Genomic DNA, 23947 nt, shown 5'->3' on the forward strand with positions numbered 1-23947 from the left:
CGCGGGCTGGGCCAGAGAGCGCGGGAGCATCGCGATCGTGCGCCCCAGCCTGATCATGTGCAGGGCTTCGGCCGCGTCGGTGACCTCGGGTCCCGCCCCGGCGTCGGGTGCTCCGGTCCACCGCACACCTTTTCCAGTTTCCAGCGCGGCAGTGTCTCCTGGGCGAGGTCGGCGAGGGTGACCTCTGTCCGGGAGGCGAGCCGGTGGTCCGGCGGCAGGATCGCGACGCGTCCCTCGACCAGCAGGGTTTCGTGGTCCAGGCCGGTCATGTCGTCGAACGGCACGTACAGCAGGGCGACGTCGGCGCGGCCGTCGCGGACGTGGTCGGCGCGGTCGGTGGCTCCGCCGAAGACGATGTCCACCTGACGGGCGCCGGGCCGGCGGGCGTGGGCGGCCAGGATGCCGGACAGGGGGTTCGCGTCGCCGCCGGGTTTGATCACCAGCCGCAGACGGGTGTGCTGATCGGCGGCCACGGCGGGCCTTCTCGGCGGCCGCGCCCACGGCGTTGAGCGCGTGCCGGCCGTGGTGCAGGAGCGCCTCACCGGCGGGCGTGAGCGCGACGTGCCTGCTGGAGCGCTCCAGCAGCGTCACCCCGAGTCGGGATTCCAGGCGCCGGGTCGCCTTGGAGAGGGGCGGCTGTGCGATGCCCGGGCGGGCCGCGGCCCGCCCGGGCATCGATGTCCTGGACGCGGTGTTCGCCCTGCCTGGAGCCGTCGACCTCGTCAGGCGCCGGCAGGGTCGTCATCCGTACCGGGCGATCTGGGTCAATCACGATCCGCTGGAATGAGCCACCCCGCGGCCGGAGCGGACGGCCACCCTCTACGTCATGTAGTAGGTTGAGTCGGTGCCGTGCCCGCACTCTCGCGCCCGGGCGGGGCGGGGCGTCCGGGACGGCCGTCATGGAGTGACCCAGCAGCAGAGGCGGAGAGCGCACGTGCCCATCAAGGTGAGCGTGGTCATCCCGGTCTACAACCCGGGCACCTACATCGAGGACTGCATCGCCTCCCTTCTGCGCCAGAGCCTGCCCGACGACGAGTACGAAGCGATCTTCGTCGACGACGGCTCCACCGACGAGACACCCGCGCGGCTCGACCGGCTCGCCGCCGAACACCCGCACATGCACGTCATTCACCAGGAGGGGTCCGGGTGGTCGGGTAAGCCGCGCAACGTCGGTATGGCGGCCGCCAAGGGGGAGTTCATCCAGTTCGTGGACAACGACGACTGGCTGGGCGACGAAGCCCTTGAACGTATGTACGACTACGGCGTGGCGCACGGCGCCGACGTGATCGTGGGCAAGATGGCCGGCAAGGGCCGTTCGGTCCCGCGGGAACTGTTCCGTGAGAACCGCCCGCACGCGAACGTCGGGAACGCCCCGCTCATCGACAGCCTCACCCCGCACAAGATGTTCCGCAAGGCGTTCCTGGACCGGCACGACCTCCGCTACCCGGAGGGGCGCCGCCGTCTGGAGGACCACGTCTTCGTCACCGAGGCCTACCTGCGGGCGGAGAACGTCGCCGTCCTCAGTGACTACCTGTGCTACTACCACGTCAAACGCGAGGACGCCGCCAACGCGGGCCTGCAGCGATTCGACCCGGTCGGCTACTTCGGGAACCTCCGTGAAGCCCTCGACGTGGTGGAGGAGCTCACTGAACCCGGCCCGCTGCGCGACCGGCTCTTCCGCCGCTGGCTGCGCAACGAGATGGTCGAGCGGATGCGCGGCCGGCGTCTGCTCAAACTGCCCGCCGACTACCGCCAGGAGCTGTTCGACGAGATCCACAAGGTGGTCGTCGAACGCTTCGGACCGGGTGTCGCGGCCGGACTGCCGACCACGCAGCAGATCGTCGCCGGCCTGATCGCGGCCGGCCGGCTCGCCGACATCGAGGAGTTCGCCCGGTGGGAGTCGGGCATCAAACCCTCCGCTGCCCTGGAGGAACTCGGCTGGGAGAACGGCAGGCTGACGATCGGCCTCACCGCCGAGTACACCTCGGGCGGCAAGCCCCTCACCTTCCGCTCCGACGGCGGGAAGGACCTGCTCGTCCCGCCGCTGCCCCGGACCACCCTGGACGCCGTCGCCCTGCTCGGCACGAGCACCGCCGCCCCGCTGGCCAAGTCCAAGGCCGACCTCGTCGTGCGTGAGCGCACGACGGCCGCGGAGTTCTTCCAGCCCGTCGAGCTCACCCGTGAGAAGACCGCGGTGGAGGGCCGGCAGGGACACTTCCGTCAGGTGCTGCGCGCCACCTCGCGGGTCGATCCGCTGACGGCGGCCAACGGCGCCGAACTGGGCGCGGGCGTCTGGGACGTCCTCGTCCGCGTCAGCTCCTGCGGGTGGACCAAGGACACCCGTCTCGGCTCCGTGCGCGGCGAGCGGGCCGAGCGCGGACGCGGCGCCGCGGTTCTCGGTTCCCCGGCCCGCCTGGTCCTGCCGTACTGGACCGGCCCGCAGGGCAGTCTCTCGCTCGACGTGGACCAGAGGACCGACAGGATCTCCTACGAGTTCGCCGCTCTCACCCCCGCGGACGTCACCGTGGCTACGCACCCCGACCGCCTCACCCTCGCCCTGCCGCTCCATGTCCGGGGCGAGAGCGAGGCAGTGCTGAGGCTGACCGACGCCGGGACCGGCCGGTGGGCCGACCTCCCCGCCACGCTGTCCGCCCGGGGGACCGGCCGGGCCGAACTGAGCGCCGGCCTCCCGTCCGGTGAACTGGTGGGCGGCCGGTGGCGGCTGGAGCTGATCCCGTCGTCGGCCGGAGCCGGCAAGCCGGTGGCGCTCCCGCTGGTCCTCGGCGTCCCCGCGCATGGTGGTGCCGTGGTCGGACGCCTCGCCGCCGCGGCCGCCGCCATGGCGGCCCAGGATCCCGGGCGGCGCGGGCCCTCCGCCCGCCCTGCCGTGCTGAGGATCCTGCGCCGCGCGGCGGGCAGACTGCGCCGGGCTGTGCGGAAGTAGCCGAAGGGCGCGGCCTGCCGCGTCCGCGGCGACCGGTCACCCGCACTCCGCGTCGTGACGGGTGACAGCCGCTCAGGTCCGTGCCGGACCCTTCCGAGAAGACATGAAAGGGTCTGGGTCTTTGTCCCTTTTACGTTTCTTGGGGAACGTGGGAGGGTCCGCAACCCTCCTCCTGGGTGTCGGAAAGACCATGAGCAAGGAAACCGGGGATTGAGTGGGATGGGCTTGACCAGCGAGACGACCGTGTACGTGATGGTGGCCCTGTCCGCCGTGTGTGTGGCGCTGTTGGTCTGGTTCTGGCCGCGGCTCGCCAGGCAGGGGCCGTGGCAGGTGCTCGGACGGCTGGCGGCCGTCGGAGTGACCCAGGTGGCGATCATCGCGGCCTTCGCGTGCTGGCTGAACTCGTCGTACCAGTTCTTCGGGTCGTGGGGTGAGCTCTTCGGCAACGTCGACACCACCCCCGTCGGCGTCACGCAGGCGGCCGATCAGCAGGGCAACGGCGCGGTGACCGGCGTCTCCGTGAAGGGGTCCTTGATACAGCCCGCCGGCGACGAGCAGTTGAAACGGGTCAGTGGGCTGCCCACCGGCCCCGCGGCGGTGAACGGGCGGGTCGAGTCCGTGAAGGTCATCGGCCGACGCACGGGCGTCGTCGACCCCGCCTTCGTCTACCTGCCGCCGCAGTACTTCCAGAAGGCGTACCACAGGCAGCGCTTCCCGGTGATCGTCGCACTCAGCGGCTACCCGGGCAGCATCTTCAACCTCGCGCAGTACCTGCGGGTGTCACAGACCGCCGCAGCCCTGCAGAGGAGCGGCCAGATGCAGCCGACCATCATGGTGATGATCCGGCCGACGATCGCTCCGCCGCGCGACACCGAATGCGTCAACGTCCCTGGCGGACCGCAGACCGAGACCTTCTTGGCCAAGGACCTCCCGGAGGCGCTGAAGGCCACCTACCGGGCGGGCCACGACGCCAGTTCCTGGGGCGTCATGGGGTATTCCTCCGGTGGCAGCTGCGCCCTGCAGCTGACGATGCGCAACCCCGGCGTGTACACGACGGCCGGCGCCCTCTCGCCCGACTACAAGGTCAAGGACGACCCGACGACCGGCAATCTCTTCGGCAGCGGGCTGGGCCGGGTCAAGCGGGTCAACGGCCACGACCTGATGTGGCGGCTCAAGCACCTTCCCGCACCCCAGGTCTCCGTCCTGGTCGCCGACAGCAAGCACGGCGAGCGGGGCTACCCCCAGACGCTGGCCTTCATCAAGGCCGTCAGGGCACCCATGCGCGTGGTGTCGATCCTGCCCGACCAGGGCAGCCACAACTTCCCGACCTGGACCCGGGAGATGCCGGCCACCCTCAAGTGGATGAACCAGCAGCTCACCTTCCCCCAGGACGTCGTGCCCCGGCACCACCGCAAGCCGGGCCACACCGCGGTGCGCGCGGCGGGCACCGCGCCCTCGAAGGCGGCCACCAAGCGCAGGTGACGCGGGGACGGACCCTCGAACGGGTGCGGTGGCCGGGGCCCGGGGTTCACCGGCCGGCCACCGGCGCCGCCGGACCGTGCCGGCCGGTCCGGCGGCGCCTGCGGCTCATCCGCCGCAGGCGGTGCGGATCTTGTAGAACGTGCTCAGGTACTTGGAGTGGTAGGACGCGCTGGCGATCCGTACGACCGCCTCGTCGGCCGAGCGCAGCGACGACCCGGTCATGTTCGCGCTGCCGGTGTAGACCCGGGGGGTGATGTCGCCGTCGAAGGCGCCGTCGATCAGCATCTCCTTGTTGTGCGGACGCACGTCGATGCCCGGGCCGTTGGGGATGCGGCATCTGCGGTGCTGGATGCCGGCGGCGTCCAGCCGGCTGGTGATCGCCGAATCGGTCTCGGCGTAGATGATGTCGATCCAGCAGCCCTGGCCGCGCAGTTGGGCCAGTTTGTCGGCGACCTGGCTGCGGGAGCCGAGGAAGCTGTGCGTCACGATGCGGACGTCGGTCTGGTGCTTCTTGCCGTCCGCACCGGTGTAGGAGCAGCTGAGCTGGTTCAGCACGCCGACGATCGTGTCGGTGGCCGGGTTGTGGTACGACGTGTCACCGCGTGGGAAGAAGAAGGCCCGGTAGGTCGAGCCGGTGGGGGTCGAGAAGTAGGCGTGGTTGTCGCCGCCGGCGAGGTAGCGCCCCTTGCGGAGCATCTCGTGGTAGGTGACGTAGCCGTTGTACACCGCGCTGTCGGCGAAGGTGACCGAGTCGTTGAAGGACTCGACCTTGTACCAGTCGCCGAGGTTGGAGGAGGTCTGGAAGACGACCTTCGAGTAGCTCGTGCCGTCGTCGAAGGGCCCGATCCGGGAGAAGAGGAAGAACTTGTTGTGGGCGTAGGCGGGTCCGGGAGGGGCCACGCTCAGGCAGCCGCGGCTGACGTCGTCCACGCCGTCCGCGTCCTCGAACCCGTCGTCGCACACGACGACCCAGGACCGGGCCGAGTCATCGGTCCCGAGCCCGGACTTCAGGGCCTGATAAGCCGGGTTGGTGTATTCGGCACCGTCGCCGCCCACGTATGTGGAGTCGTCGACGACGAGCTTGACGGCGACACCACGGGAGTTGGCCGCGAGGAGGGCGTTCGCCACGGCCAGGTCGTTGAACTCGTACATCGAGCCGCGGATCTGCTGCCCGGCTGGTGTGGCGTCGATCAGCCGAATGAGCTGCGTGAAGATCGCCTCCTGCTGCTCCGCCGTGCCCAGCGGGTCGTTGAACACCGGCCCGTTGATCACCGGTTTGACGGGTGCGGCGGCCGCCGGTGTCGCCTGGCCGACGAGGAGCGCGAACACGAGCGACAGCAGGGCCGCTGCGACGGAGGGGGTGGCACGGAGACATCGGAACAGGCGTGGCCCCACGGGCGTACGGGTCATCGGCAGCGCTTTCGTGAGTGCGGTGGGGCGAGCGGGGGCACGGGTCGCCGAGGTGAGATGACTGTCCCCGGGGAGGCCGGAACGTCATCCTGAGTTGGTCGTATCGGGCTATTCCGTGCGCTGTGTGAGTGACCGCACGCCACCGGCCGCGGGACGACGGCGCCGGACTCCTCGCCGAACTCGCCGTCACCCGCCCCGAGAGGCCGCCGTGCCCGGTTCAGCCGGGGTGGCCCGGGCCGGTGGCGTCGGTGGTGAGCGTGTCGAGTTGGGCGAGGAGATCGGGGTGCGTGGTCCTGAGGTGAGGACGTGCGGCGCTCAGCGGGTCGATGAGGGCGGCGGGGTCGTCGTCGGCGAGCGCGGCGTTGAGCCGGTCGAGGGGGCGGCGGGCGGCGGACGGAAGGTCGGTGAGGGCGGCGATCTGGCCGGCGATGCGGCGCAGCCCGGCGGCGTTGCGGCGGGCCCGGGCGGCGGCTGTACGGTCGGCGGCGCGGCGCTCGCGGGTGGCCTGGACGCGTTGTTCGCCGGTGGTCCCGGCGGGGCCCGGCCGGTTGCGCAGATACCGGCGCTCGGCGGCCTGGCGGCTGGCGACGCCGAGGGGATGGGCGAGGTCGGCCCAGCTGGCTCCCGCGTGGCGGGCCGTCTCGATCAGGCCGGTCTCCCATGCGGCGAGCTGCTCACGCACCTGCCGCAGGAGCAGCAGGGAGGCGAGGGCCTGCTCCGGGCCGGGGCCGGTGTCCGCCGCCCCGGGGAGGTCCGGCGCCTCGCGCTGGGCATCGCGCAGGGCGTCGTCGATGGCCTGCAGGGCAGCCGCGGCGGCGAGGAGCGAGGCCGGACTGCGGCTGTCGGTGCTGGATGCGGTCGGCTGGTCGGCTGCGGGCATGGGCACCTCCCTCGTGCGTCATCGTTCGGATGACGTCGGGTTTGTCATCCATTCGATGACATGCTACAACGGTTTCCGTGAGGCGCATTGGCAGCAACTGCCCAATACCCGCTGGAGGTGTTTCACGATGTTGATGCGCACCGATCCCTTCCGCGAATTCGACCGTCTGGCCCAGCAGTTGATGGGCTCGGGCACCTGGTCACGGCCGGCCCCGATGCCGATGGACGCCTACCGCGAGGGTGACGAGTACGTGCTGGCCTTCGACATCCCCGGCGTCAGCCCGGAGGCGATCGACATCGACGTCGAAGGGAACACGCTGAGTGTCAGGGCCGAACGCCGGCCCGGGGCCGACGACGTGAAGATGGAACTGTCGGAGCGGCCGCTGGGCGTCTTCTCCCGCCGGCTCGTGCTGGCCGACACGCTGGACACCGAACACATCCGGGCCGACTACGACGCCGGTGTCCTCACCCTGCGTATCCCGATCGCCGAGCGTGCCAAGCCCCGCAAGATCGCCCTCAGCGGTGGTTCCGACCGCAAGAAGATCTCCGGCTGAGCCGGACGACGAGGGCTGCAGTACGAGGCCCGGACGACGAAGGCCGAAGACGACGAAAGCCGAAGATCCTGCGGAACGCATGCTCCTGCGAAACGCGTGAAAGGGGGCGGCGAGGTGACCCTGCGACGGGAAGCGTTCCTCGACCGGGTGCAGGAACGCGGCGAGTACCCGAGCCGCCGGGAAGCGGACCGCGCGGCCCGTGTCGTTCTCGCTCTACTGGGCGCGCACCTGGTCGGCGGCGTACGCGCCCAGGTGGCGGCGCGCCTGCCGGAAGACTTCGCCCTGATCCTGCTCAACCCGCTGCAAAGCGCCGAGCCCCTCTCGCCTGAGCGGTTCGTGCGAGCGACGGCGGCCTGGATCGAGGGCGCCACCGAGCAGACCGCGGCCTGGGACGTCGGCGCCGTGCTCAGCACGGTGGCCGACGCCGTCGACCAGGACCTGCTGGGGCAGATCCTGCTCCAGCTCCCCGCAGGCTACGACCTGCTCTTCGGCCATCCCATGCCCGCCTGACCCACACCCCAGACCCACACCCCAGACCCACACCCCAGACCCACACCCCAGACCCACACCCCAGACCCACACCCCACACCCACACTCCACACCCACACCCACCACGACCGCCCGCGGCAGAAAGGCAACACCGCAGTGATGTCCGACCGGCATGCACCGCTCCAGCACGTTCCCGTGATGACGTACGAGCAGATGCTGGAGAAGGTCCGATACGAAGGCGCCTACCCCACCCGGGAACGGGCCGAGGAATCCGTCCGCCTGGTCCTCGCCGGCCTCGGCCGAAGGCTGACCGGCGACGAACGTGTCGAGCTGGCCGCCCGCCTGCCCCGCGAAGCCGCGCGCATCCTCACCGAACAGATCCCCGACACCCAGGCGCTCACGGGCTGGGCCTTCGTCAAGGACCTTGCCGCCCGCAGCGGCGCCCCCCTGGCCACCACCCGCTGGGACACCGGCTCCGTCCTCTCCGTCGTCGCCGCCCTGACCGGACCCGACCTGCTCACCCGCATCCTGCGTCAGTTGCCCTCCGGCTACGCGATTCTGTTCGGCCGCGCCGAACTGACCCAGGCCGCCTAGAAGGCTGCTGAAAATCTTGGTTGAGGGGCTGTCCGGCTGTGGGCCGGGCGGCCCTTTCGCTATGTGGTGGCTGGGATGAGGTGCCAGTTGCCGTTGCCTCTGGTGAGTCCAAGGTTGATCAGTCGGCGGAGGTTGAGGGCGGCGGCGCGGTGGTGGAGCCAGAGGTTGTTGGCGATGGCGCCGCGGTAGGGGACTCGTCGGTTTCCCTTGGCGACCAGCCAGGCGATGGCGCGTTCGACTGGAGGCCGCCATCTGCGGTATTCGTCCTGCCAGGCGGGGTCGGTGGCAGCCTGGTGGCGGGCTGCGGTGAGCAGTTCGTGCCGGGGGTGGACGTTGATGTTGCGTCCGGTCTTGGAGGTGGTGCAGCGTCCGCGCAGGGGGCAGTTGCTGCACACGCGCTTGAACTGGGCGGTGCGGGCGCCGTCCGCTTTGACCTGTCCGAGGTTGGCGGTGTGTCCGGCCGGGCAGGTGGCGGTGCCGGACACCGCATCGATGAGGAAGTCATCGATGGTGAAGCCGCCGGGGACGGCCTGCCGCAGCGGTGGCGGCTTGATCACCAGAGTGTGGCCGTCGGCCTGCAACCGGGCGCGCAGGTCGCCGGTTCCGTAGGCGGAATCGCCGAGCACGGTTAACTCCTGGCCCTCGTCCTCCTCGGCCAGCAGATCGCAGGCGACAGCGGCCTCGTGGCTGTCAGAGCCGTAGCCGCTGGTGAGGGCAACCGCGGTGAACAGCCCGGTCTCCGGCTCGAAGGACGCATGCCCTTTGAAGCCGTCCTGGTGGCGGGTGCGGTTTTTGTGGATGTGGCGTGCGTCCGCATCGACGGTGGACACGGTCCGGTCCGCGACCGTGCGCTGGGCGATGCGCCAGCGTCCGTCGCGTCCGTCGGAGTCCTCGGCCGGCTCCACGTCCTGGCCCGCGACCAGGGCCAGCAGGCCCACCGCGTTCGCCGCCTTCTCGCCCAGTTCCTGCTCGGGCAGGTGCCCGAGCAGGTTGATCGCGTCGGTGACCAGCGCGTCGACCAGCGTGGCACGGGCGGCCTCGTCGTCCCAGGAGATCCTCGGCTTGCCCGGGTCGGTGTAATCGTGCGCGCAGCACCACTGCGCCGCGGTCTCCCCGCCCCTGGGGACCTCGCGGATCACCCGTCGGACGGCGGAGATGATCTGGGTGACGGTGTCCTGGGTGGCCACCGCGTCATCGAGGACGGTGGAGTCCAAAGCGCGCCGCTGCCTGCCCTTGAGCACGCCGGTCGCGGCCACGACCTCTTTGACCTTGGTGAAGATCCGCGTCGGATCGGCTGAGTGACGCAGCCGGCGCCGGAAGTACGTCAGCAGCGACGGATCGAACGCGGTGTCGTACAGGCCGAGCCCGCAGGCCGCCTTCCAGCGCAGGTCACACCGCAGTTCCTGGACCGTCTCGAAGTCCGACAGCCCGTGCAGGCTCTGCAGCACCACCGTGGCGGCCAGCACCTGCGGCGGCAGACTCGGACGGCCGTTGGACGAGGGGTACATATCCGCAAACATCCCCAGCGGGAACAGCACCTCCCGGTGCTCGGCCAGGAACGCGAACACACTGCCCGCCGGGACCAACTCCCGGCAGGTCTCCCACACATCCGGCCCGACCATCTCCCCGGCCCACTCCCCCTGCATGCCTACAAGACTGGCCCCGACTCCACCAAGCCGGGGCCAAAACGCAAAAGATTTTCAGCAGCCTTCTAGGCAGCGGGCGGCGCGACAGACCGGGGGAAGCCGGGTGACAGGGCTGAGGCGACGCGTCGGGGGTAACCGGAGGAGCAGCGACACGCTGTTCCGAGGAAGGGAGCGTCATGCCCGGCATGATGGAGCGCATCAAGGAGTTCGCCAGGAGTCCCCAGGGGCGGCGCGCGGCCGAACAGGCGCGCCGAGCCGCTGCCGACCCGCGTCGCCGGGCCCAGGCCCAGCGTCTGCTGGGCAAACTTCGTGGCCGCCGCTGACCACTCGCGCCACACACGCGCGCGGCCTGGTCGCAGCGACCGGGCGCGGGTTGACCGGCACACTCTGTCGAACGGGGATGATCGTGGTGGAAGGTTCGTCGCTGCGGGCAGTGGGCTGGGCCCGCACGCTGCCGTTGGACTGCGAGGTCAAAACGGCCCGGGACTGGGCGCGTGAGCATCTGGAGACGCTGGGCTGGACCACGACTGCTCCGCAGACGGTGGACGCCGTACTGCTCACCGTCTCCGAGTTGGTGACCAACGCGCACCGGCACGCCCACAGCAGCGCCCAGCTGGTGATGACCTGTGACGAGCATTGCCTGCACGTCTCCGTGCACGACAGCTCCAGCGATCTGCCCACGCCACGCGAGGCGAGCGCCGAACGCCTCGGCGGGCGGGGGATGTTCCTCGTGGACGCGGTGGCCGACACGTGGGAGTCGCGCCCCTGCCCCCACGGAAAGGCAGTCAGCGCGTGCTTCCGCGCGCCCGGTGCTTGAGTACCGAGGCCGGCGGAGCACCCGACCGGCTGTGTCGGCCCGGGAGAGATGCCGCCATCCGCAGGGCAGGCGGGACGGGCAGGACGGGCAGGACAGGCAGGGGGACAGAGGGACAGGGGGCGCGCGGCGTCAGCCGCGCCGGGAAGCCGTCACCAGCTCCGGCAGCGTGGCCAGTTTGCTGCGCGGCCTGCCCACCCGTCGCCCCCGGGACAGTTCCGCGCGTTCGATGGATGCCATCCCGCGCGCGTCCACCACATGCCGGCTGCGCCGGCGCGCGAGCCGTGCGAACGCCTTGGCGGAGAAGGCGGGCGTGGGCAGGGCGCCGGCGACGGCGTCGGAGAGCAGCGTGCCGACGGTCTCCGCGGCGCACACCCGGTTGGCGCCGATCCCGCCCTGCGAGCCACGCTTGATCCAGCCCACCACGTACGTCCCCGGCAGTCCGGCCACCCTTCCGTTCTCGTGCGGGACGGTGCCGGAGGACTCGTCGAAGGGCAGTCCCGCCACCGGCGTGCCCTGGTAGCCGATCGCCCGGAGCACCATCCCGGCCGGGATCAGGCTGTGCCCGGCCGTACCGGTGACCCGCACGGCGCGGATCGCCGCGGTGTCCTCCTCGCCGATCAGCTCCTCGGGTGCGGAGTGGAAGCGCAGCACGATGCGCCGGCCCGGTCCCGGCGGACGTGACCACTCCACCGCCGTACGGGACACGCCGCGCAGCACGGCGGCGATGCCGTCGGGGGCGGCCGTGTCGATGGCTTCGGCGGTGCGGGGGTCATGGTCGTCGACGACCAGCTCCACACCGGGCAGCCGGGTCAGCGCGAGCAGTTCGGGCCGGGTGCAGGCGGCGTCCGCCGGGCCGCGGCGGCCGAGGAGCACGACCTCGCGCACGGCACTGTCACGCAGTGCCCGCAGAGCGTGGTCGGCGATGTCGGTGGCGGCGAGTGCGTCGGGGTCGGCGACCAGGATGCGGGCGACGTCGAGCGCGACGTTGCCGTTGCCGACCACCACGACGCGCTCGGCGGACAGGTCGACGGCGTCGGGAGCGATGTCGGGGTGGGCGTTGTACCAGGCGACGAAGGTCGTGGCCGCGAGGCTGCCGGGCCGGTCCTCGCCGGGAACGCCGAGCCGTCGATCGCCGGAGGCGCCCACCGCGTACACGACGGCGTCATGGTGGGCGGCGATCTCCTCGGCGCTCACGTCCTCGCCGGCCCGGACCCCCAGCAGCATGCGTACCCGGGGATGGCGGTGGAGGCGCGCGAAGGTCTCGCCGACCTTCTTGGTGGTGGGGTGGTCGGGGGCCACGCCGTAGCGCACCAGGCCGCCGGCGACGGGGAGCCGGTCGATCAGGGTGACTTCGGCGCCGGTGTGCAGCAGCAGGTCCTGGGCGGTGTACATGCCGGCCGGCCCGGTGCCGACGATCGCGACGCGCAGCCGGGGGAAGTCGGCCGGCAGTGTGCGGGTGAAGGCGGGCTCGTCCCAGGCGTGGAAATTGGGGCTGCCCGCGGCCGGCCGGGGCGGCGGAGCGTCGGCGTAGTAGGCGGCGTTGATCGCCACGTACGCCTCCTGCGCGCCGGTGAGTTCGTCCGCCGGGTGGATCGCGTCCACGGGACAGGCGTCGGCGCACGCTCCGCAGTCGATGCAGGCCGCGGGGTCGACGTGGAGCATGTCGGTGCTGCCGAACGCCCTTTCCTGCGGCGTCGGATGGATGCAGTTGACCGGGCACACGGCGACGCAGGTGGCGTCGTTGCAGCAGGTCTGGGTGATGACGTAGGGCATGGTGTCCGCTCTGATCGGCTCGGCGGGCCTGGTCGGTCGGATGGGGCGCGGGTCGGATGGGGCACGCGTCGGACGAGGCGCGGGCAGGATGGGGCGCGCGTCGGACGAGGCGCGGGCAGGATGGGGCGTGCGTCGGACGAGGCGCGGGTCAGATGAGGTGGGCTCGCTTGTAGAAGGCGAGGGCCGGCTTGGTCAGGAGCCGGGCGGAGGCAAGGAAGTCCATCAGTCCGGAGCAGCTGGAGCGCATCATCGCCTTGTGGTGCTCGTTGGACCGCGCCGCCGCCAGGGCCCGTTTCGGATCCAGTCCGGCGTTGGCGTACACGGCCTTGTTCACCATGCTCGTGACGATGACGTACGCGGCGACCGCGATCACGAAGGCGTGGAGGTGCCGGCGTATCCGTCCCGCCTTCGCGAGGTTCTTGCGCGTCTCGTCGCGGGCGAACTTCATGTGGCGGGACTCCTCCACCACATGGATGTTGTTGATGGTGCGCACGAAGGGGACGACGCGCTCGTCGCGCATCCAGTCGCGCTGCATCACGTCCAGGACCTCCTCGGCCACGAGGATCGCCGCGTAGGCGGCCTCGCCGAACGCGAGGGTCTTGAACGCCCGGCCGAGTTCGACCGCCACACGGTGCGGCCGGTAGGCCGGTGCCCCCAGCTTCCTCGCCCCGCGAGCGAACATGATCGAGTGCCGGCACTCGTCGGCGATCTCGGTCAACGCCCACTGGACCCTGTCGTCGCCGGGGTCCTTGGCGTAGACGTCACGCAGGATGAGCTGCTGGAGGATCATCTCGAACCATATGCCGGTGCTGGCGACCGAGGCGGCCTCGTGCCGCGTCAGCTCTTTTCGCTGCGCCTCGGTGAGCTCATCCCAGTACGAGGTCCCGTACAGCGTGCTCCACTCCGGGCTGGCGCCGTGGAAGTCCTTGTCCAGGGGCGTTTGCCAGTCCACCTCCGTCAGGGGGTCGTAGGAGAGCTTCGCGGACGAGTCGAGCAGCCGGCCGGCGACGCCGCCGCTCGGTGCGGCGGTCTCTGCGTCCGGATGGGTCGTGCTGCTTGCCATGCTCCCAACTCCTCAGCTCGGATGACGGACCCACGTCCGTTCTCTGCGGGGTGCGTGTGATCGCTCCGCTTGGTGCGCGGGGGATCGTGGGCGAGGGCCGGTCGGAGGCCCGGGACGACCGCCCGGATCCACGCCTGCCCGGCGGACATCGCAGGCCCCCGCCGGTGCTCGCGCGGTGCATCGGTCCGGTGGTGACCGGTCCGATGGCGGCCGGGACTTCCGTGGCCAGGACTTCCGTGACCAGGGCAGCCGTGGCCAGGGCAGCCGTGGCCGGGCGGCGGGCGCTGGTGGCGCCACAGCCCTTGTTAGACGCAATGTATAACAAGCCGTGGGGGCGTGCCTACCCATGAGTAAGGAGGTTCTGTGCGCGAATGCCCGCGGCCCGCACGTCAGGGCTGAGCCGCACCGGTACCGGCCTGGTCAGCCCCAGCCGTACGCGTACGCGGCCACCCAGGTGATCTCGAGCTGCGCGCTGCTCCCGGGTGCCGCTCCCGGCCCCTCCAGGGCGCTTTCGTTCTGCATCACCCACGACAGGGGGCTGTCCGGCACGCCCCGCGTGTCCCGGCCGATCTCCCGCCCGTCGACGAAGAAGCGCACCATCCCCGGCGTCCACTCGGTGGACACGGTGTGCCAGTGCGTCCAGTCGTCGCTGCCGGGGAAGGAGTCCTGCCGCCCGCCGCCGCAGGGATGGTGGAAGGCGGTGAGTGGGCCCGTCCAATTGCCCTCGGGGTGGTCCATCTCGCAACCGTCGTTGCCGTAGTGCAGCCAGGCCGATTTGTAGCCGGGTGCCGGTTTCGTCACCTTGATGCGCGCGCTGTACTTGCCGTAGGTCATCTGCATCACCGCGCGCGGTACGACGGCGGCGGCATGCACCGGGCCTCCGTCGGCGGGCCGCCACATCCGGATGAACATCCTCCCGTCGCCGTCCGCCGCCGGACCGACGCTCACCGTGTCCTCCGGGTGGTACACCCCCACCACGTCGCGACCCCGGCTGTTGGCCGTGTCGCGCCAACCGGTCGGGTAGGCCCACCAGTTGTCACGGAACTTCCCCTTCAGTCCCGCGCAGTAGGCACCCGAGGTGTCGACGTTGTGGTCACAGTCGCTGAAGGAGCCGAGCGGGACCCGGTCGCCGTTGAAGTCCTCCGCGAGGACCTGCCAGAAGGGCCCGCAGTCGCCCCGGGGCAGACGCGCGCTCGTCGTGTGACAGGCGTCGGCGGACGCCGGTGCCGCGTCGGCCCGTGGAAGCCACAGCAGTCCGGCGACGAGCAGGAGCCCCGCGGACAGAAGCAGGCCCCGCTTCCTGTGGTGCGGCGCCGCGTGCGAACCCATCCCAGGCTCCTCGATGCTCAGCTGCCGGCCGTGTCCGTCCTCCCGCCGAAGGCCGCGCGGGGGCCACCTGTCCCGGGCGCCGTCCCGGAGGAGGCACGAGGGTCACGTCGTCGCGAAGGAACATCCTCGCTCGCCGGACCGGGCGACGCCATACCCGGGGAGGCCGTGGAACCGGACGCCGATGCTCCGGCGTCCGCACCGGCAGGCCGCACCGGCAGGCCGCACCGGCAGGCCGCACCGGCAGGCCGCACCGGCAGGCCGCGCCGGCGCCGCCGGGAACCGGCCGACAGCGCCCGGAGGGCGAGTTCAGCCGCAGGTCAGCAGACCCTCCTGCTGCTTCGCCGTGAGGACGCGGTGGACGCTCTGGTCCACCCGCGCGCGGAAGGCCGCGTTCTGCGCCATCCGGGTCCGCACCGCGTCGGCCATGGCCGGGATCAGGTCCGGCTCCACGGTCAGCACCAGGTCCCCGCCCGCCGACAGGAAGTCCACGGCCCGGTCGGCCGGGGGCACCGCCTGCACGGCGACCGCCCGGCCCAGGTCGTCCGAGATGACGACGCCCTTGAAGCCGAAGTCCTTGCGGAGCAGGTCCTGGATCACCGCGGAGGAGAACACGGCGCGATGCGCGGGGTCGATCCTGCTGTAGGTCGCGGAGGAGACCATGACGAGGGGCGCGCCGGCCTTGATCCCCGAGCGGAACGGGGCCAGGCTCGAACTCGTCCTCGTCGTGACCGAGTCCACGACGTCCGCCGTGGTGTCGGTGTTGCCGCGGACGTTGCCGAGACCCGGGAAGTGCTTGAGCGTGGCCAGGACCTTCGACTGGGCCATGCCGGCGGCGAACGCGTCGCTGTGGGGGGTCACCGCCGCCGCCGTATGGCCGAACTCGCGGTCGTAGCGGCCGATCGGGGCGTTGCTCCTGCCCAGGGCGGCGGGGACGACATCGGCGACGGGCGCGAGGTTCAGGTTCACGCCGGCCGCCCTGAGCTGCCGGGCCCAGACGGCGGCCCGGCCGCGCAGGTACGACGTCGACCAGCCGCCCTGGACCAGAGCGCTCGGCATGGCCGAGAACCCCGGCCCGGACAGCACCTGTACGCGGCCGCCCTCCTGGTCGGTGGAGACCAGCAGGGGAACGCGCCGTCCCGCCGCCGTGTCCGCCTTCGCCTGGAGGCCGTCGACGAAGGCCCTGTTCGCCGTCGTGCCCGCGTTGCTGCGTCCCGCCAGGAACACCGCCCCGACGTGGTACCGGCGCATGAGCTGGATCTTCCGCGGATCGGGCTTGGACGGGGAGACGCCGCCCATGAAGAGCTGGCCGACGCGTTGGGGGCCCGTCATCGCCCCGAAGACCTTGTCGACGCAGGCCGCGGCCGCGTTCCTGGCGGTGGGGGCAGGCGCGTCCGGTTCGACAGCCGCGTGTGACGTGCAAGCGCCTGCCAGGCCCGTGGCCGCCAGCGAGAGCGTCACCATGGGCACGGGCCACAGGGCCCGCATCCTCTTCGGGCGTTGTTTCGGCGACTGCTGAGGTTTCATGGAAGTCCCTCGCGGCGCGCCCGGGGCGGTGCGGACACCCCGTGCGCGACCGCCGACGACGATCACTCGTTCCGTCCGAGAAACGTACTTCCAATCGGCGACGCGCGCCTCCGCGGGCGCCTGTTCCGTGTTCTGCGAGTCTGCCGGCCCGGTCGTCCCCCGCGCCTGCCTGCCGGAGCGCGATTCCCGCGCCTGCCTGCCGGAGCGCGCTCTTCCGCACCCGTCGGCCGGAGCTGGACGAAGTCCCCCTCCCCGGATCCCGTCCCGTGCCCGGTCTTCGGGCCCCGCAGGCCGCGGATGGGCCGCGGTGCCGGGCCTGCGTCCCGGTGCGCGCCCTCCGGCACGCTGAGTGATCACCGTCGCATCTCTATTGACCTGCACAGATTCGCTGTGTTTCGCTCAACCGATCTAGGGGGCAAAGGTGACTCACAGTATGGGGCGATTGATCCGGATCGCGGGCGCGGCGGCCGGGGTGCGCAGGCACGCGCGGCACACGCCTCCCCCGGCCGGCCCTTAGCGGCCCCGCGCACGCCGAGCCCGTTCGGTACGTCGTGTACGCCGAGTACACCGGGCAGGCCCGCCGCGTCCCATGTGCCCGCCTCCGCCGGTTACGCCCGGTGAACCGGGCTGCGACGAGGCCGGAACCGCTCGGGAACCCCGGTGGTGGTTCATCCATCCTGCACGGAGGGGCGGAAGGGGTGGGGAGGGGCGAGGCGGACGGGTGGGTGGCATGACCAGTATCTAGCATCTAGTGAAGCGGTCGGAATTGATACACAGACGGCGTCAACCACAGGCCAGACTCTGGGCCGTGGCGGCGGTCGCGGTTCTCGGATTCCTCATAGCGCTGGAATTCGCCGTACGCCACTACGGCCTCCCGGGACCTCTCACCACTCAGGCGCGAGAGGTGATATTCCCGCCGAAATCGGGCGGTCTGCTGTACGCCGGCATGGCGTTGATGATGGTGGTGCTCACCTGGCGGCAGCGGTTCGTCGCGCTGGGCGCGGCGATCGGCGTCGACGTCGTCTTCTGGGGGGTGCGCCGGCTGGCCGACATCAAGGTGACGCACGGCCACCCCTTCGGCAACGGCGCGCTGTGGGTGATCCTGGGCTGTGCGGTCTACGCCGTCATCCGCCGCACCGGCCGGGAACGCGCCCTGCTGCTGAAGGGCGTCGGACTGGCCCTGCTGCTGGTGGCGGGCCGCAAGACCGGTGATGCCTGGCTGTTCCTCACCGCCAGGACCCGCCCCATGGTGCTCGACCAGTACGTGGCGACCGCCGACCACGCGCTGGGCAACCCGTCCTGGATGCTGGGACGGATCGTCACCGCCTCCGGCCCCATCGGCTTCAACTTCCTCGACTTCGTCTACGGCCAGCTCCCGGTGGCCGCGGTCGTCGTCGCGCTGTACCAACTGCGTCACGTGGCCGCCGAAGGCCGCTTCCCCCGCCATCACCTGGTGCGCACGTTCCTCGTGATCGGTCTCCTCGGGCCGGTCTTCTACATGGTCTTCCCGGTGGTCGGCCCGGTCTTCGCCTACGGCACCGGCGCCGAGCACTGGGAGGGGATCGCTCTGTGGGCGCCGCACATGCAGCCCAGCGCGCCCTGGGCCGTGGCCGACCTGTGGCCGCGGACGCCGACCCCGATCGGTGCCCCGCACCACATGCCGTTCGACGCTTTCACCCCGCGGAACTGCATGCCGAGCCTGCACACCGCGTGGGCCACCGCCATCTTCATCCATTCCCGCAAGGGGCCGCCCGCGCTGCGCCACGCCGGCACCTTCTGGCTGATCGCGACCCTCGCCGCCACGCTCGGCTTCGGCTACCACTACGGCGCCGACCTCATCGCCGGCGTGGTGTTCTCGCTCACGGTCGAGGCGGCCCTACGCGCCTACGACCACGGCTGGAACCGCTCGGGGGTCCGGCTGGTCACCTGCGGAGCGGCCGTCTGCGCCGCGCTCCTGGTGTCCTACCGCTATCTGCCGCTGGAGATGGCCGGACAGCCCTGGCTGGCCGGCCCTCTCCTCCTGCTGGCCATGCTCTCGGTCGTCTACGCCTACGTACGGACCACCGCGTCCTGGGAGCCGGTCACGGTGGTGTCCGTCCCGCGGCCGGCCCCGCGCCCCGAGCTGATCTGACGGCGCCCGGCCGGCCTCGACCACTGTCCGGGAGTGCGGAAGGCCGGGCCCGCAGCGACCCGGCGCCGGACAGCGACCCGGCGCCGGACAGCGACCCGGCGCCGGACAGCGACCCGGCGCCCGATGCGGCCGGCAGGGCCTGCGGACAGTCTCCGGCAGGCGTGCGCTCCGCGACACTCCGTCTCGCGGAGCGGGTGGACGTGTGGACGGGTGGACGTGGCGTGGGCTGCCTTGCCACGGGCACGCGTCGTTCGGTGTCCGTTCCGCCGGTCGGCGGCGCTCACCTCGTGTGCGGTGGCCTGCCCCGTCCGAGTTCGATCTCCGTCCTGATCGTCTCGTCCAGCTCGTCCGGCGTGAAGCCGAGAGCGCGCAGGATCCGCGCGGCGGGGCTCTCCTCGGTGCGGATCAGGCCCAGCAGGGTGTGTTCCGTGCCGACCCAGTCGTGGCCGAGACCGGCCGACGCGCGGTGTGTCTGCTCGATGGCCTCCTTGCTCTCCGGCCGGAACGGAATGTGACCGCGCGGCGCCTTCTTGCCGGCCGGCGCCATCGCTTCCTCGATCGCGTCGCGGATGCGCTGCTCCGACCCGGTCTTCGCCACCAGCACCTGATACGCCAGGCCCCGCGGTTCGCCGAGCAGGCCGAGCAGGAGGTGTTCGGTGCCGATGAAGTTGTGCTTGTGGGTTCGGGCGGCTTCCTGCGCCAGCACGATGCTGTGCCGGTTCAGGTCGGTGAACCGCTGGAAGGCGGCGGGTGTGTGGCGCTGCTGGGCGGCCTGTTTGGACACGCCGATGGCGTCGCCGATCTCGGTCCAGGACGCGCCGGTCCGCTTGGCCTTGCTGACGTAGTGGTCGATGAGCTGGTCACCGAGATCGGACAGCGTCTGGGCGCGAAGTCGCGCCTCGCTGACTCGGGCCAGTTCGTCGGCGTCGGGGAGTTCCTCGTCGAGCCGGGCGATCAGGTCGGCGAGGCTGATGTCGAGTGGGCTCATGCGTCAACTTTAAATTGACGACGCGTCGGCGTCAATATGTAATTGACGCTCGCTCGGGAGGCCCTGCCGGGGTTCCGCCCGGCGCCCGGCCGACCGGGACGGGCGCTCGGCGATCTCCACCTGTACCTCCACCCATGGGTCCAGGTGTGCGAGGCCCCGTATCAGCACGATTGACCCATGACCACGACCGACTGGATCACCGACATCGCCCTCGTCCTCATCGTCTTCCGGCAGCTGAAGGAGGACCGCCTGAGCCTCAGGTCCTACCTGATCCCGCTGGGGATCGTGGCCTTCGTGGGCGCTCACTACCTGCGCAGCGTGCCCACCGCCGGCAACGACCCGCTGCTGATCGGCACCCTGGTCGCCGCCGGAGCGGCGCTCGGCGTCGCCGGCGGCGTCTGCACCAGGATCCGCGCGGCCGGGGAACACCTCCTGATCAAGGCGGGCGCCGTCTCCGCTCTCCTGTGGGTGCTCGGCATGGGTGCGCGCATGGTCTTCCAGGTGTGGGTCGACCACGGCGGCGCGGACGACGTGGCGCGCTTCAGCGCCACCCATGACATCACCACCGGCGACGCCTGGGTGGCCGCGTTCGTGCTCATGGCGCTGACCGAGGTGGTCACCCGTCTGGCCACGATCTTCGTCCGCAGCCGCATGGTCGACCGCGAGCGGCGGCTCCCCACGGGCCCGAGCCCCGCGGCGGTGCTGGACCGCACCTCCTGACCATGGGCTATGGTCGCGCCGTGTCCGCATCCGAGAGCCTCCCCGCCCGCGGGCCGACCCGGGAAAAGGGATCCGGCCCGCGGGGTGTGCCCCGCCAGGACCCCCGCCTGCACGGGGCTGTCACCCTCGGGCTCCTCGCCGTCACCTTCGCGACCGTCCGGCCGCTGGGAGTGCAGGGCCGCGGCCTGGCGGTGGCCGGACTGCTCGCGGTCAACTCCGTCGCCCTGCTGGCCCGGCACCTGCCCGAGGCAAGGTTCCCCTCCCGCGTCGCCCTCGCCTGGCTGACCGGCGGCGTCGTGGCGGCCGCCGCCCTGATCGGCGTCAGCCGCAGCGGCCCCGGCTACCTGTTCGCGTTCTTCCTGGTCGGGCACATCGGCTACCGGCTCCCCCTCAAACAGGCCCTCTCGCTCGCGGCCCTGTGCAGCCTGTCGTGCGGCGCCGTCCTGTACTTCCGTCTCGGCCCCGGTCACGAACAGCTGACCTGGACACTCGGTCTGAGCACCGGCCTCCCGGTCGTAGTGGGAATCCTCAGCCGCAGCAGACAGCGCGCGGTGGAGGCGCTGATCCAGTCCGCCGAATCCGCCGAGCGGGCCGCCCGGGCCGAGGCCCGCACCGCCGTGCTCACCGAGCGCAGCCGTATCGCCAGGGACGTCCACGACGTGCTGGCGCACTCACTGGCCGGGATCAACATGCAGCTGGAACTGGCCGACGCCTTGATCGACACCGGAGACCTGGAGAAGGTCCGCGCCGCGAACGACAAGGCGCACAGCATGGTCAAGGAGAGCCTGAAGCGGGCCCAGTGGACCGTCCACACCCTGCGCGAGGACGCCCTCCCGCTGCTCGAGAGCCTCACGGCGATGGTCGAGTCCTCGGGTCACCGGGACGTCCTCACCGTCACCGGAACCGTGCGTGAGCTGCCCGCGCGGGTCACCCAGAACCTGCTGCGCATCGCACAGGAGGGTCTGACCAACGCGGCCAGGCACGCTCCGGGCGGGGAGGTCGGCGTGGAGCTGGCCTTCGACGCCGCGGTGACGACACTGACGGTCCGCAACGCTCCCGCGACCCGCAGGCCGGCCGCGGGCGTCGGCAGCGGAATGGGCCTGATAGGAATGCGCGAACGGGTCGCCCTGCTGGGCGGCACCCTCACCGCCGGCCCGGTCACCGAGGGACCGGGGCGTGGCGGCTGGCAGGTGGAGGCAGTGATCCCGGGATGAGTGAACCGACCGAGCACCCGCGGCGATTGACGGTGATCGTCGCCGACGACCAGGCCGCCGTCCGTGAGCCCCTGGCAGCCGTACTGGCCATGTCCGACGACATCGAGGTCACCGCCGCCGCGGCGGACGGAGGCGAAGTCCTGGCCGCCGTTGCCGCCGCACCGGTTGACGTCGTCCTGATGGACCTGCGCATGCCCGTGGTGGACGGCATCGAGGCGACCCGCCGGCTGAGCGAGGAGCACCCGGAGACCGCCGTGGTCGTCCTCACCACCTTCGCCGACGACGACTCGATCCTGGCCGCCCTGGGCGCCGGCGCCCGCGGCTATCTGACGAAGAACGCGGGACGCCAGGACATCCTCCGCGCGATCCGGGCCGCCGCCGCGGGACAGTCCGTCCTCGACCGCGAGGTCCAGGACCGCCTCCTGGCCACCGTCCGCACCCGCCCGCCGACACCCGCACAGGCGCTGCCCGCCGACCTCACCCCCCGCGAACGTGAGGTGCTCACCCTCATCGGCCAGGGCCTGCCGAACCGGGCCATCGCCCAACAGCTCTTCATCAGCGAGGCCACCGTCAAGACCCACATCAACAACCTGTTCGCCAAGGCCGGCATCCGCGACCGCGCCGACGCCGTCCGCCGCGCCCTCGCCGCGGGTCTGGCCTGACCGCCGAAGCGGGACGAGGGGCAGGACCGCCCCGCGAGGCGGCCCTGTCCGGCGACTCGCTGTCCAAGGCGACTCGCTGTCCAAGGGGTGGGCTCGCCCGCCACCGCGTCGGAGGTTCGGGGAGCCGAGGGCCGGGCGGGCCTGCGTCGGAGGTTCGGGGAGCCGAGGCCCGGGCGGGCCGGGCCCGAAGGCGCGTGGGCGGTTTCAGGCGGAGTCGGGACTCCGGCGCAGGACCAGGCAGAGGAAACCCAACGTGTCCCGGTACACGCGCAGCCACTCGGTGCGCCGGACCGTGGCCGTCTCCAGCGCCTGCGCGCCGTCCGCGTCTCCGGGGTGGTCCAGGGCCCATCCGGCCAGGGAACCCCAGCAGGACCATTCGTAGTCGTCCAGTTCCTCGCGGGTGCTGACGTGCCCGTCGACGGGGGTCCAGCCGTCGGCGACCACCCGCTCCACGGTCGTCGCCAGGTCGGCGAAGTCCCCGAGCATCTCGACGGCCTCCTGCGACGGAGGACGCTCCCAGAACCCGTCGCCGACCAGGACGCGGCCGCCGGGGGCCAGGTGGCTCCTCGCCGCCGCGAGGGTGGGGAGCAGGCCGCCGAAGGCATGTGCGGCCCCGACGCTGACAACCACGTCGAACGGCTTGTCGGACACGAACTCCTCGGCCTTCCGGTGATGCAGGACGAGGCGGTCCCGCAGGCCGCGATCACGCGCCGCGGCGGCCGCCTGCTCCAGCGCGTCCTCGGAGACGTCCACGCCCTCGGTACGCACCCCCGGCCGCGTGGCCAGGGCGCGCAGGAGCCATTCCCCTCCGCCGCAGCCGAGGTCGAGCACCCGCTCCTCGCCCGTGGGAAGGGCGCGTTCCAGCAGGCGGCGGACGGAGTCGTCGCCGAGCGGAGACTTGATCGGGTGCTCGGCATGGGCGATGCGGGAGATCTGTTCACGATTCATCGGGGCAGCGTGCCAACGGCAGGGCGTGCGCGCATCTCATTTACGACGGCGCGCTCCTCCTGCGAAACCTGCGGTGAACTCCTGTCGCGAGCGGGGTACTTGGCTGCCGAGGGCGGCACCGGTCAGTGCCCGGGGCGGCACGGTCAGCCCAGTGACGAGGTCGCCGCGCGCAGGTCTTCGAGGGCTGCCAGTGCGTAGGGCGCGAGTCCTTCCCCGTCGTCGCGATCGCTCTCGGACCACTGGGCGTAGCCCCGCTTGAACGCGAGGACCCCCAGTTCGCCCGCGAGCTGCGCCGTCACGTCGGGGACCCCGCGGGCGACGAGCGCTGCTGTCATGGCGGCGGCGAGGCCGACGCTCTTGAGCGCGTCGCGTTCCTGGAGTTCGGTGCTGGCCGCCACGGCTGCCTTGAGGCGGGGGCCGAGTTCGCGGTTGGCCGGCCCCATGGCGCTCGAGGCGCGTTCGAGGCCGGCTGCCACCGCCTGAAGAGGGCTGGCGTCCTCGGGCGCCTCGGCGATGCCGTCGGCGAGCAGCCTGCTGAGCGTCTCCTGGCCCGCCACCAGCAACTCCCGCTTGTCGGAGAAGTACCGGAAGAAGGTGCTCTTGGTGACGCCGGCGCGCTCGGCGATCTGCGTCACGGTGGTGGCGTCGTAACCCTGCTCGGTGAACAGGTCGACGGCCGCGACGACGAGTCTCTGGGGCGCCCCTGGTTGCCATCTGGCCATGGGACCAGGATAAGCGATGGGACTGTTGTCCCATCACCGTGTAAGGTCAGTGATGGGA

23 protein-coding genes and 1 pseudogene are annotated in these 23947 nt (G+C 71.5%); 12 read left to right on the top strand and 12 right to left on the bottom strand.

Annotated elements, in window-relative coordinates; all coding sequences use genetic code 11:
• Nucleotides 1-53 precede the first annotated feature (53 nt).
• Together ACJ9NR_RS36940 and ACJ9NR_RS36945 are read right to left on the bottom strand one after the other, a co-directional pair.
• Complete coding sequence (locus ACJ9NR_RS36940) at nt 54-473, bottom strand: LysR family transcriptional regulator substrate-binding protein (RefSeq protein WP_412492668.1); 420 nt, start codon at nt 471-473, stop codon at nt 54-56.
• Nucleotides 474-597: 124 nt separating this feature from the next.
• A pseudogene (locus ACJ9NR_RS36945) lies at nt 598-675 on the bottom strand (hypothetical protein); the annotation flags it as partial.
• On the opposite strand from ACJ9NR_RS36945, the gene ACJ9NR_RS36950 reads away from it, so the two are divergent.
• The 3 genes from ACJ9NR_RS36950 to ACJ9NR_RS36960 all read left to right on the top strand — a co-directional run bounded on the left by ACJ9NR_RS36950 (nt 644) and on the right by ACJ9NR_RS36960 (nt 4426).
• Entirely contained in the window at nt 644-787 is a 144-nt protein-coding gene (locus tag ACJ9NR_RS36950) for a hypothetical protein (protein WP_412512757.1), read from the top strand. The pseudogene ACJ9NR_RS36945 and the gene ACJ9NR_RS36950 overlap by 32 nt on opposite strands.
• Nucleotides 788-934: 147 nt before the next feature.
• Nucleotides 935-2944 carry a glycosyltransferase family 2 protein gene (locus ACJ9NR_RS36955; RefSeq protein ID WP_412492669.1) on the top strand — a complete coding sequence of 670 codons (2010 nt, stop codon included), beginning with the start codon at nt 935-937 and terminating at the stop codon, nt 2942-2944.
• Nucleotides 2945-3163: 219 nt separating this feature from the next.
• Nucleotides 3164-4426 (top strand): alpha/beta hydrolase, encoded by a 1263-nt coding sequence (locus ACJ9NR_RS36960; protein WP_412492670.1) that lies wholly within the window; start codon nt 3164-3166, stop codon nt 4424-4426.
• 105 nt (nt 4427-4531) lie between these two features.
• Here the strand turns inward: ACJ9NR_RS36960 and ACJ9NR_RS36965 are convergent, their stop codons facing one another.
• Nucleotides 4532-5836 carry a phospholipase D-like domain-containing protein gene (locus tag ACJ9NR_RS36965; RefSeq protein WP_412492671.1) on the bottom strand — a complete coding sequence of 435 codons (1305 nt, stop codon included), beginning with the start codon at nt 5834-5836 and terminating at the stop codon, nt 4532-4534.
• Between the two features lie 217 nt (nt 5837-6053).
• A complete protein-coding gene (locus ACJ9NR_RS36970) occupies nt 6054-6716 on the bottom strand; it encodes a type III effector protein (RefSeq protein ID WP_412492672.1) in 663 nt (220 codons plus the stop codon).
• A gap of 127 nt (nt 6717-6843) precedes the next feature.
• Between ACJ9NR_RS36970 and ACJ9NR_RS36975 the strand changes: the two genes are divergently transcribed.
• The 3 genes from ACJ9NR_RS36975 (at nt 6844) to ACJ9NR_RS36985 (ending at nt 8352) form a co-directional block, all read left to right on the top strand.
• Nucleotides 6844-7269 (top strand): Hsp20/alpha crystallin family protein, encoded by a 426-nt coding sequence (locus tag ACJ9NR_RS36975; protein ID WP_412492966.1) that lies wholly within the window; start codon nt 6844-6846, stop codon nt 7267-7269.
• A gap of 114 nt (nt 7270-7383) precedes the next feature.
• On the top strand, nt 7384-7779 hold the full coding sequence (locus ACJ9NR_RS36980) for a DUF2267 domain-containing protein (protein ID WP_412492673.1): 396 nt from the start codon (nt 7384-7386) through the stop codon (nt 7777-7779).
• Nucleotides 7780-7956: 177 nt separating this feature from the next.
• Nucleotides 7957-8352, top strand: a complete 396-nt coding sequence (locus ACJ9NR_RS36985; protein WP_412492674.1) for a DUF2267 domain-containing protein — start codon at nt 7957-7959, stop codon at nt 8350-8352.
• A gap of 59 nt (nt 8353-8411) precedes the next feature.
• On the opposite strand, the gene ACJ9NR_RS36990 is transcribed toward ACJ9NR_RS36985, so the two are convergent.
• On the bottom strand, nt 8412-9998 hold the full coding sequence (locus ACJ9NR_RS36990) for an IS1182 family transposase (RefSeq protein WP_412492675.1): 1587 nt from the start codon (nt 9996-9998) through the stop codon (nt 8412-8414).
• A 176-nt stretch (nt 9999-10174) separates the two neighbouring features.
• On the opposite strand from ACJ9NR_RS36990, the gene ACJ9NR_RS36995 reads away from it, so the two are divergent.
• Together ACJ9NR_RS36995 and ACJ9NR_RS37000 are read left to right on the top strand one after the other, a co-directional pair.
• Nucleotides 10175-10321 (top strand): hypothetical protein, encoded by a 147-nt coding sequence (locus tag ACJ9NR_RS36995; protein WP_412492676.1) that lies wholly within the window; start codon nt 10175-10177, stop codon nt 10319-10321.
• A gap of 77 nt (nt 10322-10398) precedes the next feature.
• A complete protein-coding gene (locus ACJ9NR_RS37000) occupies nt 10399-10815 on the top strand; it encodes an ATP-binding protein (protein WP_412492677.1) in 417 nt (138 codons plus the stop codon).
• 129 nt (nt 10816-10944) lie between these two features.
• On the opposite strand, the gene ACJ9NR_RS37005 is transcribed toward ACJ9NR_RS37000, so the two are convergent.
• The 4 genes from ACJ9NR_RS37005 to ACJ9NR_RS37020 all read right to left on the bottom strand — a co-directional run bounded on the left by ACJ9NR_RS37005 (nt 10945) and on the right by ACJ9NR_RS37020 (nt 16504).
• Complete coding sequence (locus ACJ9NR_RS37005; protein WP_412492678.1) at nt 10945-12588, bottom strand: FAD-dependent oxidoreductase; 1644 nt, start codon at nt 12586-12588, stop codon at nt 10945-10947.
• Nucleotides 12589-12736: 148 nt separating this feature from the next.
• Nucleotides 12737-13651 carry an AurF N-oxygenase family protein gene (locus ACJ9NR_RS37010; RefSeq protein WP_412492679.1) on the bottom strand — a complete coding sequence of 305 codons (915 nt, stop codon included), beginning with the start codon at nt 13649-13651 and terminating at the stop codon, nt 12737-12739.
• 420 nt (nt 13652-14071) lie between these two features.
• Nucleotides 14072-14980 carry a glycoside hydrolase family 16 protein gene (locus tag ACJ9NR_RS37015; protein ID WP_412492680.1) on the bottom strand — a complete coding sequence of 303 codons (909 nt, stop codon included), beginning with the start codon at nt 14978-14980 and terminating at the stop codon, nt 14072-14074.
• 306 nt (nt 14981-15286) lie between these two features.
• Nucleotides 15287-16504: a glycoside hydrolase family 3 N-terminal domain-containing protein gene (locus ACJ9NR_RS37020; RefSeq protein WP_412492681.1), complete on the bottom strand. Its 1218-nt coding sequence runs from the start codon at nt 16502-16504 to the stop codon at nt 15287-15289.
• Between the two features lie 808 nt (nt 16505-17312).
• Between ACJ9NR_RS37020 and ACJ9NR_RS37025 the strand changes: the two genes are divergently transcribed.
• The gene (locus tag ACJ9NR_RS37025) at nt 17313-18635 is read left to right on the top strand and encodes a phosphatase PAP2 family protein (RefSeq protein ID WP_412492682.1); all 1323 of its coding nucleotides are present in this window, start codon (nt 17313-17315) and stop codon (nt 18633-18635) included.
• A 280-nt stretch (nt 18636-18915) separates the two neighbouring features.
• Here ACJ9NR_RS37025 and ACJ9NR_RS37030 read toward each other — a convergent pair whose 3' ends face one another.
• Nucleotides 18916-19623, bottom strand: coding sequence for a Clp protease N-terminal domain-containing protein (locus ACJ9NR_RS37030; protein ID WP_412492683.1), 708 nt, complete (start codon nt 19621-19623; stop codon nt 18916-18918).
• A 177-nt stretch (nt 19624-19800) separates the two neighbouring features.
• Here ACJ9NR_RS37030 and ACJ9NR_RS37035 point away from each other — a divergent pair, with 177 nt between their 5' ends.
• From ACJ9NR_RS37035 to ACJ9NR_RS37045, 3 genes are read left to right on the top strand one after another with little or no spacing between them, the layout of a single operon-like run.
• Nucleotides 19801-20343, top strand: coding sequence for a hypothetical protein (locus tag ACJ9NR_RS37035; protein ID WP_412492684.1), 543 nt, complete (start codon nt 19801-19803; stop codon nt 20341-20343).
• Between the two features lie 2 nt (nt 20344-20345).
• Nucleotides 20346-21557 carry a sensor histidine kinase gene (locus tag ACJ9NR_RS37040; protein ID WP_412492685.1) on the top strand — a complete coding sequence of 404 codons (1212 nt, stop codon included), beginning with the start codon at nt 20346-20348 and terminating at the stop codon, nt 21555-21557.
• Nucleotides 21554-22219, top strand: coding sequence for a response regulator (locus ACJ9NR_RS37045; RefSeq protein ID WP_412492686.1), 666 nt, complete (start codon nt 21554-21556; stop codon nt 22217-22219). The genes ACJ9NR_RS37040 and ACJ9NR_RS37045 overlap by 4 nt, the downstream gene beginning before the upstream one ends.
• Before the next feature lie 204 nt (nt 22220-22423).
• Here the strand turns inward: ACJ9NR_RS37045 and ACJ9NR_RS37050 are convergent, their stop codons facing one another.
• Nucleotides 22424-23167, bottom strand: a complete 744-nt coding sequence (locus ACJ9NR_RS37050) for an SAM-dependent methyltransferase (RefSeq protein WP_412492687.1) — start codon at nt 23165-23167, stop codon at nt 22424-22426.
• 143 nt (nt 23168-23310) lie between these two features.
• Complete coding sequence (locus tag ACJ9NR_RS37055; protein WP_412492688.1) at nt 23311-23889, bottom strand: TetR/AcrR family transcriptional regulator; 579 nt, start codon at nt 23887-23889, stop codon at nt 23311-23313.
• Nucleotides 23890-23947 lie beyond the last annotated feature (58 nt).

Source organism: Streptomyces sediminimaris, from assembly GCF_047049295.1.
Classification (GTDB): Bacteria; Actinomycetota; Actinomycetes; order Streptomycetales; family Streptomycetaceae; genus Streptomyces; species Streptomyces sediminimaris.

Bases quoted from the DNA above. Each gene is read 5' to 3' on its own strand.
- ACJ9NR_RS36960 (WP_412492670.1), top strand. From the start codon at position 3,164: ATGGGCTTGACCAGCGAGACGACCGTGTACGTGATGGTGGCCCTGTCC.
- ACJ9NR_RS37030 (WP_412492683.1), bottom strand. From the start codon at position 19,623: ATGAGCCCACTCGACATCAGCCTCGCCGACCTGATCGCCCGGCTCGAC.
- ACJ9NR_RS37045 (WP_412492686.1), top strand. From the start codon at position 21,554: ATGAGTGAACCGACCGAGCACCCGCGGCGATTGACGGTGATCGTCGCC.
- ACJ9NR_RS36985 (WP_412492674.1), top strand. From the start codon at position 7,957: ATGACGTACGAGCAGATGCTGGAGAAGGTCCGATACGAAGGCGCCTAC.
- ACJ9NR_RS36965 (WP_412492671.1), bottom strand. From the start codon at position 5,836: ATGACCCGTACGCCCGTGGGGCCACGCCTGTTCCGATGTCTCCGTGCC.
- ACJ9NR_RS37035 (WP_412492684.1), top strand. From the start codon at position 19,801: ATGACCACGACCGACTGGATCACCGACATCGCCCTCGTCCTCATCGTC.
- ACJ9NR_RS37010 (WP_412492679.1), bottom strand. From the start codon at position 13,651: ATGGCAAGCAGCACGACCCATCCGGACGCAGAGACCGCCGCACCGAGC.
- ACJ9NR_RS37040 (WP_412492685.1), top strand. From the start codon at position 20,346: ATGGGCTATGGTCGCGCCGTGTCCGCATCCGAGAGCCTCCCCGCCCGC.
- ACJ9NR_RS37000 (WP_412492677.1), top strand. From the start codon at position 10,399: ATGATCGTGGTGGAAGGTTCGTCGCTGCGGGCAGTGGGCTGGGCCCGC.
- ACJ9NR_RS37005 (WP_412492678.1), bottom strand. From the start codon at position 12,588: ATGCCCTACGTCATCACCCAGACCTGCTGCAACGACGCCACCTGCGTC.
- ACJ9NR_RS36950 (WP_412512757.1), top strand. From the start codon at position 644: ATGCCCGGGCGGGCCGCGGCCCGCCCGGGCATCGATGTCCTGGACGCG.
- ACJ9NR_RS36995 (WP_412492676.1), top strand. From the start codon at position 10,175: ATGCCCGGCATGATGGAGCGCATCAAGGAGTTCGCCAGGAGTCCCCAG.
- ACJ9NR_RS36975 (WP_412492966.1), top strand. From the start codon at position 6,844: ATGTTGATGCGCACCGATCCCTTCCGCGAATTCGACCGTCTGGCCCAG.
- ACJ9NR_RS37020 (WP_412492681.1), bottom strand. From the start codon at position 16,504: ATGAAACCTCAGCAGTCGCCGAAACAACGCCCGAAGAGGATGCGGGCC.
- ACJ9NR_RS36970 (WP_412492672.1), bottom strand. From the start codon at position 6,716: ATGCCCGCAGCCGACCAGCCGACCGCATCCAGCACCGACAGCCGCAGT.
- ACJ9NR_RS36990 (WP_412492675.1), bottom strand. From the start codon at position 9,998: ATGCAGGGGGAGTGGGCCGGGGAGATGGTCGGGCCGGATGTGTGGGAG.
- ACJ9NR_RS37015 (WP_412492680.1), bottom strand. From the start codon at position 14,980: ATGGGTTCGCACGCGGCGCCGCACCACAGGAAGCGGGGCCTGCTTCTG.
- ACJ9NR_RS37055 (WP_412492688.1), bottom strand. From the start codon at position 23,889: ATGGCCAGATGGCAACCAGGGGCGCCCCAGAGACTCGTCGTCGCGGCC.
- ACJ9NR_RS37050 (WP_412492687.1), bottom strand. From the start codon at position 23,167: ATGAATCGTGAACAGATCTCCCGCATCGCCCATGCCGAGCACCCGATC.